12 protein-coding genes are annotated in these 12,111 nt (G+C 71.6%); 6 read left to right on the forward strand and 6 right to left on the reverse strand.

The genetic code is table 11. From position 1 onward, the window contains the following. Window positions 1-2 precede the first annotated feature (2 nt). The 3 genes from AB0O11_RS01815 (at window position 3) to AB0O11_RS01825 (ending at window position 3,422) form a co-directional block, all read left to right on the forward strand. Window positions 3-1,760, forward strand: coding sequence for a cytochrome c biogenesis protein ResB (locus AB0O11_RS01815; RefSeq protein ID WP_363380686.1), 1,758 nt, complete (start codon window positions 3-5; stop codon window positions 1,758-1,760). 3 nt (window positions 1,761-1,763) lie between these two features. Next, entirely contained in the window at window positions 1,764-2,894 is a 1,131-nt protein-coding gene (gene ccsB / locus AB0O11_RS01820; RefSeq protein ID WP_363380689.1) for a c-type cytochrome biogenesis protein CcsB, read from the forward strand. Between the two features lie 141 nt (window positions 2,895-3,035). After that, window positions 3,036-3,422, forward strand: a complete 387-nt coding sequence (locus AB0O11_RS01825) for a hypothetical protein (RefSeq protein WP_363380692.1) — start codon at window positions 3,036-3,038, stop codon at window positions 3,420-3,422. A gap of 16 nt (window positions 3,423-3,438) precedes the next feature. Here AB0O11_RS01825 and AB0O11_RS01830 read toward each other — a convergent pair whose 3' ends face one another. Continuing rightward, entirely contained in the window at window positions 3,439-4,578 is a 1,140-nt protein-coding gene (locus AB0O11_RS01830) for a ScbA/BarX family gamma-butyrolactone biosynthesis protein (protein WP_363380695.1), read from the reverse strand. A gap of 347 nt (window positions 4,579-4,925) precedes the next feature. Between AB0O11_RS01830 and AB0O11_RS01835 the strand changes: the two genes are divergently transcribed. Next, window positions 4,926-5,570, forward strand: a complete 645-nt coding sequence (locus AB0O11_RS01835) for a ScbR family autoregulator-binding transcription factor (RefSeq protein ID WP_363380698.1) — start codon at window positions 4,926-4,928, stop codon at window positions 5,568-5,570. A gap of 30 nt (window positions 5,571-5,600) precedes the next feature. On the opposite strand, the gene AB0O11_RS01840 is transcribed toward AB0O11_RS01835, so the two are convergent. The 4 genes from AB0O11_RS01840 to AB0O11_RS01855 all read right to left on the reverse strand — a co-directional run bounded on the left by AB0O11_RS01840 (window position 5,601) and on the right by AB0O11_RS01855 (window position 9,228). Then, window positions 5,601-6,212, reverse strand: a complete 612-nt coding sequence (locus AB0O11_RS01840; RefSeq protein WP_363380701.1) for a ScbR family autoregulator-binding transcription factor — start codon at window positions 6,210-6,212, stop codon at window positions 5,601-5,603. 241 nt (window positions 6,213-6,453) lie between these two features. Continuing rightward, the gene (locus AB0O11_RS01845; RefSeq protein ID WP_363380704.1) at window positions 6,454-6,663 is read right to left on the reverse strand and encodes an acyl-CoA carboxylase subunit epsilon; all 210 of its coding nucleotides are present in this window, start codon (window positions 6,661-6,663) and stop codon (window positions 6,454-6,456) included. Between the two features lie 89 nt (window positions 6,664-6,752). Beyond that, on the reverse strand, window positions 6,753-8,354 hold the full coding sequence (locus tag AB0O11_RS01850; protein WP_363380707.1) for an acyl-CoA carboxylase subunit beta: 1,602 nt from the start codon (window positions 8,352-8,354) through the stop codon (window positions 6,753-6,755). A 451-nt stretch (window positions 8,355-8,805) separates the two neighbouring features. Then, complete coding sequence (locus AB0O11_RS01855) at window positions 8,806-9,228, reverse strand: PLD nuclease N-terminal domain-containing protein (RefSeq protein ID WP_363380708.1); 423 nt, start codon at window positions 9,226-9,228, stop codon at window positions 8,806-8,808. A gap of 93 nt (window positions 9,229-9,321) precedes the next feature. On the opposite strand from AB0O11_RS01855, the gene AB0O11_RS01860 reads away from it, so the two are divergent. Together AB0O11_RS01860 and mqnP are read left to right on the forward strand one after the other, a co-directional pair. Then, a complete protein-coding gene (locus AB0O11_RS01860; protein WP_363380711.1) occupies window positions 9,322-10,779 on the forward strand; it encodes a menaquinone biosynthesis decarboxylase in 1,458 nt (485 codons plus the stop codon). Next, window positions 10,776-11,672 carry a menaquinone biosynthesis prenyltransferase MqnP gene (gene mqnP / locus AB0O11_RS01865; RefSeq protein ID WP_363380714.1) on the forward strand — a complete coding sequence of 299 codons (897 nt, stop codon included), beginning with the start codon at window positions 10,776-10,778 and terminating at the stop codon, window positions 11,670-11,672. Before AB0O11_RS01860 ends, mqnP begins: the two co-directional genes overlap by 4 nt. A 36-nt stretch (window positions 11,673-11,708) precedes the next feature. Here mqnP and AB0O11_RS01870 read toward each other — a convergent pair whose 3' ends face one another. Then, window positions 11,709-12,107 carry a hypothetical protein gene (locus tag AB0O11_RS01870; RefSeq protein WP_363380717.1) on the reverse strand — a complete coding sequence of 133 codons (399 nt, stop codon included), beginning with the start codon at window positions 12,105-12,107 and terminating at the stop codon, window positions 11,709-11,711. Window positions 12,108-12,111: the final 4 nt, after the last annotated feature.

The raw sequence follows: 12,111 nt of genomic DNA on the forward strand, positions 1-12,111 counted from the left end.
CCGTGAGCAACACCACGACCGAGACCGAGCAGCCCCTGGCGCCGGACGACAGCGCCGCCGAGCGGCTCAGCACCGCGCCGGTCGAGTCCGAGGGCCCGACCGGCATAGGGGCGTTCGGCTGGGCGCGCTGGATGTGGCGCCAGCTGACCTCGATGCGGGTCGCCCTGATCCTGCTCTTCCTGCTGTCGCTGGCCGCCATCCCCGGCTCGCTGATCCCGCAGTACCAGAACGGCCAGGGCCAGCTGAAGGTCGAGGCCTGGAAGGCGCAGCACTCCACGGTCGCGCCGATCTACGAGAAGCTCCAGCTGTTCGACGTCTACAGCTCGGTCTGGTTCTCCGCGATCTACATCCTGCTGTTCGTCTCACTGGCCGGCTGCATCGTCCCGCGCACCTGGCAGTTCGTCGGCGTGCTGCGCTCCCAGCCGCCGGCCGCGCCGCGCAACCTGACCCGGATGCCGGTGCACGCGGCCTGGCACACCGAGGCGGACGCCGACAAGGTGAACGCCGCCGCGCACCGGCTGCTGCGCAAGCGCGGCTTCCGCGCCCACCTGTCCGGCGGCGCGGTGTCCGCCGAGAAGGGCTACCTGCGCGAGGTCGGCAACCTGCTGTTCCACCTGTCGCTGTTCGCGCTGCTCGGCGGCTTCGCCTGGGCCAGCCTGGCCTCCGGCACGGGCGGCAAGCTGATGGTCCAGGGCGAGGGCTACTCCAACACCATCACCCAGCTCGACGACTTCAACGGCACCCGGTTCTACGGAAGCCAGGACCTCGACCCCTTCTACCTGAAGCTGGACAGCTTCACCTCGAAGTTCCAGACCAAGGGCGACCAGATCGGCGCCGCCCGGCAGTTCACCGCGAACGTCGAGTACTACGAGGGCAGCGACGAGTCGAAGCTGAAGAAGTCGACGATCGAGGTCAACCACCCGCTGGAGATCGGCGGCAGCAAGGTCTACCTGATCGGCCACGGCTACGCACCGATCGTCACCGTCAAGAACGGCAAGGGCGACGTCGTCTACCGGGGCGCCGTCCCGTTCCTGCCGCAGGACGGCAACCTGACCTCCACCGGAGTCGTGAAGGTCTCCGACTACGGCGTGGGCCCCGACGGCAACAAGACCCAGATGGGCTTCTCCGGCTTCTTCCTGCCGACGGCGCCGCTGAGCTTCGAGGGCACCGGCCCGCGCTCGCTGTTCCCCGGTGACGCCGACCCCCAGCTGGTGCTGAACGCCTTCGCGGGCGACCTCGGCACCGACTCCGGCCTGCCGCAGAACGTCTACCAGCTCAACACCCGCAAGCTCACCCAGCTGACCCAGGACGGCGAGCCGGCCAAGGCCCGGCTCAAGCCCGGCCAGGCCTGGGAGCTGCCCGACGGCTACGGCTCGGTGACCTTCGAGGGCTACAAGCAGTGGGCCAGCTTCAACGTCTCGCACCGCCCGGGCAACTCGATCGCCCTGGCCGGCGGGGTGCTGGCGATCCTCGGCCTGATCGGCTCGCTGTTCATCCAGCGCCGCCGGATCTGGGTGCGGGCGGTCGCCCTGCCGGGCGGCGGTACCCAGGTGGAGCTGGCCGGCCTGGCCCGCAGCGAGTCGGCGAAGATCGCCGAGGAACTCGCCGAACTGGCGGTCGACCTCCAGGACGACGCCCCGGCGTCGGAGGACGAGGGCGACAACGCCGAAACGGACGGACCCGAGGAGACCGGGGCCCCCACAGCCCCGGAGACGTCCTCGGACCCCGTAGTCCCTGCCGACCAGAACTCCAAGGAGTAGACGGTGCAACTCGCCTCGGCGGTCGACCCCCAGCTGGCCGACCTCTCCAACAAACTGATCTATTCGGCGATGGTGGTCTACACCCTCGCCATGTTCGCCCACATGATCGAGTGGACCTTCGGCAGCAAGGGCGGCGTCGCCGTCCGCTCGAAGGAACAGGCGGGCAGCCTGGCCGAGACCGTCGCCGCCGCGGACACCAGGGCCGCCAAGAAGGTCACCGTCACCGTGGCGGAGGCCGGCGGCGGCACCACCACGCTCACCCGCACCGCGGTCGCGGGCGAGGGCGCGACGGTGGTCACCAGCGGGCGCGGCGCGGACGAGGAGGACGGCCCGGGCGCGGCCGGCACCAACGAGAAGGCCGACCTGGCCGGCCGGATCGCCGTCTCGCTCACCGTGCTGGCGCTGCTGCTGCACGGCGGCGGCATCATCGCCCGCGGCATGTCGGTCTCCCGCTGGCCGTGGGGCAACATGTACGAGTTCTCCTGTGCCTTCGCCTTCGCGATGACGGCCGCGTACCTGGTGCTGCTGGGCGCGAAGAAGAAGGTCCGCTGGCTCGGCCTGCCGGTCGTCCTCGCGGTGCTGCTGACCCTGGGCATCGCCACCACGGTGCTGTACACCGACTCCGAGCAGCTCGTTCCGGCGCTGCACTCGCCGTGGCTGGCGATCCACGTCTCCACCGCGATCTTCTGCGGCGGCGCGTTCTACGCGGCGTTCATCGCCACGCTGCTGTACCTCGGCAAGGACTCCTTCGAGAAGCGGATGGCGGCCGGCCTGACCACCGGTCCGCTGGGCACCTCGGCCTCGATCTGGCGCCGGCTGCCCGCCGCGTCGACCTTCGACAAGCTGTCCTACCGGATCAACGCCCTGGTCTTCCCGCTCTGGACCTTCACCATCATCGCGGGCGCGATCTGGGCCGAGGCGGCCTGGGGCAAGTACTGGGAGTGGGACCCGAAGGAGACCTGGTCGTTCATCACCTGGGTCGCCTACGCCTGCTACCTGCACGCCCGTGCGACGGCCGGCTGGAAGGGCCGCAAGGCCGCCTACCTGGCGCTGGCGGCGTTCGCCTGCTGGCTCTTCAACTACTACGGCGTGAACATCTTCGTCACCGGAAAGCACTCCTACGCGGGGATCTGACCGGGGCACACAGTCACCCACCGGCCCGGCTCTCTCCCACAGGTAGCCGGGCCGAGGTGCGACAGGAGTAGTGCGTGCCGGCCGCCGGTCGGCGCGAGAGGGAATTGAGGAGGAAATCGCGCAATGGAGTGCGACGAGGTCATGCTGACCGTCCGAATCACCGCCGCCGAGCGCATGCTGCTCCGCCGGCTCGCCCAGGGACACCGGAGCGACGTGTCAGAGGTGGTGTCCGACGCGCTGCTGGACATCATCCCCACGCTCAGCGCGCCGGGGGACGCCTACCGGCTGCTGGGGGCGCTGGCGGTGCCCGCGCCGTGCGCCCTGACGGTCTGGCTGCCGACCCCGCTGGCCGATCTGCTGGTGCCCGGCGCGGCCCGGATCGCGCAGATCACCGACGTCCGGGTCGAGTCGGCCAGCGCCGCCCTGGGCGCGGCGCTGCGGCTCTGGCTGGCCCAGGACCCGGCCCGGCTGGCGACCAACCTCAGCGTGATGCACGCCGGCCGGCCGGCCGCCCTGGTGGCCGCCTGACGGGCCGGGGCGTGCCTCAGCTCGCCAGTGGCAGCCGGGTGCCGCCGAGGCCCGGTGCGGCGGGACGGCCGTCGTAGGCGTCCCGCCGGGCCGGCACGGTCGGGCCCTCGGCCGGCCCGTCCACCGGCGCGGTGAGCAGCCGGCACTCGGCCGCCGTCCGGCCGTCCTGGACCAGCTGGACCCGTACCGGCAGCCGGCCGTCCGCCGCGGCGGGGTCGGCGGCCGGTTCGGGGACCGCCCGGACGAAGCAGGGCCGGTCCAGCTCGATGTAGCGGTCGAAGGAGGTCACCAGCTCGACCGGCACCACCGGCTCGGGGTGGCGCAGCCGCTGGGCGGCCTGCCGGGCGGCCTCCAGCACCAGCATCCCGGGCACGTGGTCCAGCTCGTGGTCGAACAGCACCGGGTGGGTGGCGTCGGTGCGCAGCAGCCAGGTGTCCGGTGCCAGGGTCGGGCTGAGCACCACGTCGGCGGGCTGCGCGCGGCCGACCAGCTCGGGTGCGGCGGGCGCCGGCGGCCGCGGCGGGACGGTGCGCCGCGCGGGGCCTCGCAGCCGGGCGTACGAGGCGGGGGAGAGCACCCGCAGCCGGCCGGTGCCGTGGCCGATCGGCAGGCCGTCCCGGGTGACGTCGATGTTCACCCGCAGCGAGACCAGCTCGCCGTGCCGGATCCGGACGTCCTCGCAGCCGACGGCCAGCATCAGCGAGGCGGGGCCGGCGGTGACGGCCAGACCCGGCAGCCCGGGCCCGTCGAGCACGTAGGAGAGGTCCTCCATCACGAAGTGGTGCCCGCGCGGCACGCCGAATCCGGCGTGGCCGACCAGCAGCCCGGCTTGCCGGATCGTTTCGGCGAGCAGCACCGGGTCGTGGTAGCGGTCCCCGGGCAGCCGGTAGAAGCCGTGCAGCCGGGGCCACTGGGCGCCGAGCAGGAAGTCGTACGGGCCGGTGGCCTGCCAGCCGGTGAGGAACACCTCGGACACCGAGGCGCGGTGCACCAGGTGCCGGGAGACGGTCCGGTCGTGGAAGTCGTAGCCGCTCGCGGGGCCGCCGTGGACGTCGTAGCCGCTCGCGGGGCCGCCGTGGACGCCGAAGCCGCCACCGCCGCCCGGGCCGGGGTGGGCGTACAGGCCGTGCGGGTCCGGCTCTACGATCGATGGCATGACTGGCCCCCGCTTCAGGGTGTCGGTCGGAGCGGCCGCCACGGCCGTCGAGCAAAACATACATACCACCCGGTTTGTCTTCGGCGACTGGGGGTGCCCGGGCCGCACTCTCCGGTCCGGTCCCGCTACCTGCCCCGTGGGCTGGGGGAATGTCCGTTCGGGAGGCTTCGGGCCATGGGCGGGGGGTCGTCCCCGCTGGACGGCTGGGGCGAAGCAAGCGCTAGATTAGATACCAACCATGCGGTTTCGGCAGGTTCCGTCCGCATGCGGGAGCCGCCCCCGCAGGGGCGCGCCGACAGCAGCCGGGTGGGGCGGGGATCGCGCCCGGCCGAGTCCGGAGGGGGCCAGTGGTCAAGCAGGAACGGGCTGGGCGGACCCGGCAGGCCGTACTGCTCGCCGCCGCGGAGACCTTCGCGCAGGTGGGCTTCGAGGCCGCCAGCCTGGTCGACATCAGCCGCCGGGCCGGGGTGAGCAAGGGGGCTCTCTACTTCCACTTCGTGTCCAAGCAGGCCCTCGCCGACGGGGTGCGCCGCGCCTCCGGGCGGGAGGTCGGCTCGGCCGCGCTGCGCGCGTTGCGAGCCGACGGCCCGGCGCTCCAGGGCCTGATCGACTTCTCGCACGAGCTGGCCCGGATGCTGCGTGAGGACGTGGTGGTGCGGGCCGGCGTCCGGCTCGGCCGCCAGGGCCCGCGCCGGGACGGCGCCCCGGAGGGGCCGGACGGCCGGCTCGCTCCGGTGGCCCCCGACACCACGTGGCGAAGCCTCACCGCCGTCGTCCACCGCCTGCTGGACCGCGCCGCCGAGGCCGGCGAGCTGTGCCCCGGGGTGGACCGGCGGGCCGCCGCCGAGCTGCTCACCGCGGTGGCGGCCGGCCAGGTGCTGCTCGCCGGCGAGGAGACCGGCCGGCCCGGACCGGAGGCCGTGAGCCGGCTCTGGGCGGCCGCGCTGCCGGCCCTGGTGGCGCAGGAGCGCCGGGCCGGCTACCGGGTCTGATCCGAGGCGGCCGTCAGGCCGGGCCGTGGCTCAGGCCCGCTCGGCGACGCTCAGCCGGGCGAGCGCGTGCGGCTGGACCAGGCCCGGCAGCAGCAGCGTCCAGAGGTCCGACATCCGCTGGATCAGGTCCTGCCGGTCGGCCAGCACCTGGGAGCTCAGCTGGATGCCGGTGACGGCCCCGGTGATCACCCCGGAGGCCGCGGTCACGTCGACCCCCGGGTGGAGGTCGCCGGCCTCCCGGGCGCGCTCCAGCAGCTCGCGGACCAGGTCCATCCAGCCCTGGTAGGCCGCGAGCTGCGGCTGGGTGAAGCTGCCGTGCTCGATCGTCAGCCGGATGCTGCCGCGCACCAGCGGGTCGGTTTGGAGCGCGCGGGCGAAGGCGTACCCGAGGTCGATCAGGTTCTGCACCGGGCTGTCCGAGGCCGGTGTCCAGCCGGAGATCCAGGCGCCCTGCCCCTCGATGACGGCCAGCGCCAGCTCCTCCTTGGAGCGGAAGTGGAAGTACAGCGCGCCCTTGGTGACGCCGGCGCGGTCCAGGATCTCGGACATCGTGGCGGCGGCGTAGCCCCGCTCGTCGAACACCTCGGCCGCCGCGATGAGTACCGCCTGGCGGGTCGCCAGTGCGCGGGCCTGCCTGGCCATCGCAGCCTCCCTGGAAAGTTCTGGTCTCGGCAGCGGCCGATCCTACGGGGGCGGACGGGGCGGCGGACGTGTGTCGTCCAGGAGGTATCCTACCGAGCCCGTCGCGGGCCCCACCGGCCCGGCCGACCACGCGGGAGCACCGTCGGCGCGGCCCCGGGGAACCCCCGGCGCGGCCCCGGGGAACGCCCGACGGCCGGTCACCCCGTTCGGGTGACCGGCCGTCGGTCCGGGCCGTTGGCCGTCAGGCGGCCTGCTGCCAGCTGACCGGCGAGTAGTACGCCGGGCGGCGCTCCAGGCGCTGCCAGTTGGCGATCGGCTCGATGGGCGCGGTGGCGGCGGCCTGCTGCGTGGCGGCGGCGCGCGCGGCGATGACGGCGGTCAGGGCGGCGAGTTCCTCGTCGGTGAGACTGCCGCGGACGATGCGGACGAGGGGTTCGGCGGAAGCGGTCATGTCCTGGTTTCTCCCCCGGTTGCTGTGGTCTGAGGTGGTTGCCCGGTGCGGACTGCTGCGGTGCGGACTGCTGCGGTGCGGCCGTGCCGCTACATCGGCGGGTTGCCGTGCTTGCGGCTGGGCAGGTCGGCGTGCTTGGTGCGGAGCATGGCCAGGGCGGAAGCGATCACCTGGCGGGTCTCGGCCGGGTCGATGACGTCGTCCACGAGGCCGCGCTCGGCCGCGTAGTACGGGTGCATCAGCTCGTTCTTGTATTCCTTGATCTTCTGGGCGCGCATGGCGTCCGGGTCCTCGGCGGCGTTGATCTCGCGCCGGAAGATGACGTTGGCCGCGCCCTCGGCGCCCATCACGGCGATCTCGTTGGTCGGCCAGGCGTACGACAGGTCGGCGCCGATCGAGCGGGAGTCCATCACGATGTAGGCGCCGCCGTAGGCCTTGCGCAGGATCAGCGAGATGCGCGGCACGGTGGCGTTGCAGTACGCGTACAGCAGCTTGGCGCCGTGCCGGATGATGCCGCCGTGCTCCTGGTCGACGCCGGGCAGGAAGCCGGGGACGTCGAGCAGGGTGACCAGTGGGATGTTGAAGGCGTCGCACATCTGGACGAAGCGGGCGGCCTTCTCGCTCGCGTTGATGTCCAGCACGCCGGCCAGCGACTGCGGCTGGTTGGCGATGATGCCGATGACGTGGCCGTCGATCCGGGCGAGCACGCAGAGCACGTTGGTGGCCCAGCGCTCGTGGACCTCCAGGTACTCGCCGTGGTCGACGATCTCCTCGATCACCTTGCGCATGTCGTACGGGCGGTTGCCGTCGGCGGGCACCAGGTCCAGCAGGCTGTCGTTGCGCCGCTCGACCGGGTCCTCGCTCGCCACGGGCGGCGGCATCTCGCGGTTGTTCTGCGGCAGCAGCGACAGGAGGTAGCGGACCTCCTCGATGCAGGACTGCTCGTCGTCGTAGACGAAGTGGGCGACGCCGGAGACGCCGGCGTGCACGTCCGCGCCGCCGAGGCCGTTCTGGGTGATCTTCTCGCCGGTCACCGCCTGGACCACGTCCGGGCCGGTGATGAACATCTGCGAGGTCTCGCGGACCATGAAGACGAAGTCGGTCAGCGCGGGGGAGTACGCGGCGCCGCCGGCGCACGGGCCGAGCATCACCGAGATCTGCGGGATGACGCCGGAGGCCTTGGTGTTGCGCTGGAAGATGCCGCCGTAGCCGGCCAGCGCGGTGACGCCCTCCTGGATGCGGGCGCCGGCGCCGTCGTTCAGCGAGACCAGGGGAGCACCGGCTGCGATGGCCATGTCCATGATCTTGTGGATCTTCTGTGCGTGGGCCTCGCCCAGCGCGCCGCCGAAGATCCGGAAGTCGTGCGCGTAGGTGAAGACGGTGCGTCCGTGGACGGTGCCCCAGCCGACGATCACGCCGTCGGTGTGCGGCTTGCGGGCCTCCAGGCCGAAGCCCTGGGCGCGGTGCCGGCGCAGGGGCTCGACCTCCTGGAAGGAGCCCTCGTCCAGCAGCAGCTCGATGCGCTCGCGGGCGGTCAGCTTGCCCTTGGCGTGCTGGGCCTCGGTGGCCTTGTCGCTGGGGCCGCGGCGGACCTTCTCGCGCAGCTCGTGCAGCTCGGCGACGCGCCCGCGGGCATCGGCCGGGACCTCCGGGACCTCGCCGTCGATCGGCGCCTCATGCACAACCGTCATCTCGAACCACTCCAAGGGTGAGGGAACTGTCCGACAGCCAACGTCTGCTGTGCCCCCGGCTGCGAATCACTTTCTTCACTTATGACTGTACGAGGGGCCGTGCGCTGGTTTCGGCGTCGATTCCGTACAAGGTCGAGTTCGTTTAGCTGTCAGGCCTGTACAGAAGTGGTTGGTTCGGGCACTGAGCGCTCGGTGGTCATTCGGGTACCGGGGGTTGTCGGGCAGGTGATGGTCCGATGATCTGAGCATGAGGAAAAGCGCAGGTCAGGGCCGTCTTCCAGTACTGTAGGCCGGCCCTCTTGGGTCGCGCTCAAGGTCCGCTCAAGCCCGCCGGCCGGTGGGTCGCCGGGCGGGTGAGCGGTCCGGCAGTCGTAGGGAAGCGCCAAAAATGCCGCAGCCCACCCCGACTGGTGGGGGTGGGCTGTCCGAGCGAGCGGGCGGACCGTTGCGATCAGCTCTTCCTGCCGTCCTCGGGCTCGTCGCGGTCGCGCAGCTCCCGCTCGCGACGGCGCAGGTCGGCCTCCCACTGCTTGAGCATGTCCTCGTGCTCTTTGTTGTTCTTCTTCAACGAGGCGAGGAACTCGGGGTCGTCGTCCGGCGCCAGCGGGCGCCCGCCGCGCGCTGCGGTGCGGCCCGGGCGGTCGTCGGCCGGGTACCCCGGGTGGGCCCCGGCGGGCGCGGCCCGCAGGAAGCCGCGCTGCTTGCCGGCGATCAGCCAGGCGATCGGGCCCAGCGGCGGGAAGAGCAGCACGATCAGCACCCAGACCACCTTGGGCAGGTGCTTCACCTCGTCCTCGGGCGTGGTCAGGCAGTCCACGAACGCCCAGACCCAGAGCGCGAGCGGAAGGACGATGGTCAGAAGAATCCTCGGCACGGCTGGGATCTCCCCCCCGGGCGACGACGGCGGCGGGCGCCTTCCAGGGGCCCTTGACCGAGCCAGGCTATCGGGTGGCGGATACTGACATGCATGGCATACGACGATCTCCGTTCGTTTCTCCGGGCCCTCGACCGTGAGGGCGACCTCAAGCGCATCAAGGCGGAGGTGGACCCGCACCTGGAGATCGGCGAGATCGTCGACCGGGTGCAGAAGGCCAAGGGCCCGGCACTGCTCTTCGAGAACGTCAAGGGCTCGTCGATGCCACTGGCGATGAACGTCTTCGGCACCGAGCGGCGGCTGGCCAAGGCGCTCGGGCTCAAGGGCCCGGACGACATCTCCGAGAAGATCGCCGGCCTGCTCAAGCCGGAGCTGCCGCAGGGCTTCACCGGCTTCCGGGACGCCTTCGGCAAGCTCGCCTCGATGGCGCACGTCCCGCCCCGGCACGTGAAGTCCGGCGACGCCCCGGTGCAGGAGGTCGTGCTCACCGGTGACGACGTCGACCTGGACGAACTGCCCGCCCTCTTCACCTGGCCGCTGGACGGCGGCTCCTTCTTCAACCTGGGCCTGACCCACACCAAGGACCCGGACACCGGCATCCGCAACCTGGGCCTCTACCGGCTCCAGCGGCACGACCGCCGCACCATCGGCATGCACTGGCAGATCCACAAGGACAGCCGCAACCACTACGCGGTGGCGGCCAAGCGGGGCGAGCGCCTCCCGGTCGCGATCGCCTTCGGCTGCCCGCCGGCCGTCACCTACGCGGCCACCGCGCCGCTGCCCGGGGACATCGACGAGTACCTCTTCGCCGGCTTCATCGCCGGGGAGCGCGTCCGGATGGTCGACTGCAAGACGGTGCCGCTCCAGGTCCCGGCCGACGCCGAGGTGGTGATCGAGGGCTGGCTGGAGCCCGGCGAGATGCTGCCGGAGGGCCCGTTCGGCGACCACACCGGTTTCTACACCCCGCAGGAGCCCTTCCCGGCGCTGAAGATCGACTGCGTGACGATGCGCCGCCGCCCGATCCTCCAGTCCATCGTGGTCGGCCGCCCACCGACGGAGGACGGCCCGCTGGGCAAGTTCACCGAGCGGTTCTTCCTGCCGCTGCTGAAGATCATCATCCCGGACATCGTCGACTACGACCTGCCCGAGGCCGGCGGCTTCCACAACTGCGTGATCGTCTCGATCGACAAGAAGTACCCCAAGCACGCCCAGAAGACGATGCACGCGATCTGGGGCGCGCACATGATGTCGCTGACCAAGCTGATCATCGTGGTGGACTCCGACTGCGACGTGCACGACTACCAGGAAGTCGCCTGGCGGGCCTTCGGCAACGTCGACTACAGCCGCGACCTCACCGTGGTCGAGGGCCCGGTGGACCACCTGGACCACGCCTCGTACCAGCAGTTCTGGGGCGGCAAGGCCGGCATCGACGCCACCCGCAAGCTCCCCGAGGAGGGCTACACCCGCGACGGCGGCTGGCCCGAGATGGTGTCCTCGGACCCGGCGACGGCCGCGCTGGTGTCGCGTCGCTGGAAGGAGTACGGGCTGTGAGCACCGCTGCGATCGAGACTCCCGGCCGCACGAAGGCGTTCCTCCGGCTGGTGATGATCGAGCACTCGATCTTCGCCCTGCCCTTCGCGTACATCGCCGCACTGACGGCCATGTTCCTCGCGGACGAGCGGGTGCACTGGGGCGAGCTCTTCGTCGTCACGGTCTGCATGGTCGGGCTGCGCACCTTCGCCATGGCCGCCAACCGGATCATCGACCGCGAGATCGACGCCCGGAACCCGCGCACGGCCACGCGTGAACTGGTCACCGGCGCGGTGTCGTTGAAGACCGCGTACGTCGGCTCGGCCGTCGCGCTGGTGGTCTTCCTCGGCGCGGCCGCGATGCTCAACCCGCTCTGCCTGGCGCTCGCGCCGGTCGCCGTGGTGCCGATGGTGGTCTACCCGTACGGCAAGCGGTTCACCGACTTCCCGCAGGCGATCCTGGGCCTGGCCCAGGCGATGGGCCCGGTCGGCGCCTGGCTCGCGGTGACGGGCAGCTGGTCGTGGGACGCGGTCGTCCTCGGTGCGGCGGTCGGCATCTGGATCGGCGGCTTCGACCTGATCTACGCCTGCCAGGACGTCGAGTCCGACCGCGAGAACGGGGTCCGCTCGGTGCCCGCGCGGTACGGCGTGCCGGCGGCGATCCGGGGCGCGCGGGTGTGCCACGTCCTGACGACGCTCCTGTTGGGCTGGTTCGCGGTCCTGACGGATGCCGGAGTGGCGTTCCGGATCGGCCTGGTGGTCGTCGCGGGCGCGTTCGTGTACGAGCACACCATCGTGAAGCCGAACGACCTGTCGAAGCTCAACCGGGCGTTCTTCCAGACCAACAGCTTCGTGGGGATCTCGCTGTTCTTCTTCGCGCTGGTGGACCTGGTCGTTCGCGGGCTCGGGATCTGATCCGCGTCCGACCGCGTCGGCCCACCCCCCGGCGCCCTACCGGACGTCGATGCCGGCTGCCCGCACCTTCTGCTCGATCAGGGTGGTCAGCCGGGTCCAGCCCGGTCGCTCGTCCTCGCCGTGACGGGTGAGGAGTTCCTTGCGGGTCCTGCCGTCCTCGCGGTCCTGGAGGCCGGACAGGGTGGGCAGCAGGGAAGGATCGGCGATGAAGTGCTCGGCGACTTCGGCGGCGAGCTCCTCGATCCTCGGGTCGTCGGGGTCCCAGCTGCCCGCGGCCCAGGTCAGTTTGACGATGGCGACGTGCTTCGGATCGTCGAGGCCGTGCTCGATCTGGGCGAGGTACTCCTCGAAGCCCTCCGGCATCAGGGCCCGGACCAGGATCAGGGCCTCGCGGGCCGTCGTCACGTCCTGTGCGGCGAAGCCGAGCGCGGGCATCCGG

The organism is Kitasatospora sp. NPDC093102 (assembly GCF_040683915.1).
Lineage (GTDB): Bacteria > Actinomycetota > Actinomycetes > Streptomycetales > Streptomycetaceae > Kitasatospora.

Excerpts from the sequence above, each read along its gene's own strand:
- AB0O11_RS01845 (WP_363380704.1), bottom strand. The coding sequence starts at position 6,663 with ATGACCGCTTCCGCCGAACCCCTCGTCCGCATCGTCCGCGGCAGTCTC.
- AB0O11_RS01830 (WP_363380695.1), bottom strand. The coding sequence starts at position 4,578 with ATGCCATCGATCGTAGAGCCGGACCCGCACGGCCTGTACGCCCACCCC.
- AB0O11_RS01860 (WP_363380711.1), top strand. The coding sequence starts at position 9,322 with ATGGCATACGACGATCTCCGTTCGTTTCTCCGGGCCCTCGACCGTGAG.
- AB0O11_RS01825 (WP_363380692.1), top strand. The coding sequence starts at position 3,036 with ATGCTGACCGTCCGAATCACCGCCGCCGAGCGCATGCTGCTCCGCCGG.
- AB0O11_RS01850 (WP_363380707.1), bottom strand. The coding sequence starts at position 8,354 with ATGACGGTTGTGCATGAGGCGCCGATCGACGGCGAGGTCCCGGAGGTC.
- AB0O11_RS01870 (WP_363380717.1), bottom strand. The coding sequence starts at position 12,107 with ATGCCCGCGCTCGGCTTCGCCGCACAGGACGTGACGACGGCCCGCGAG.
- AB0O11_RS01840 (WP_363380701.1), bottom strand. The coding sequence starts at position 6,212 with ATGGCCAGGCAGGCCCGCGCACTGGCGACCCGCCAGGCGGTACTCATC.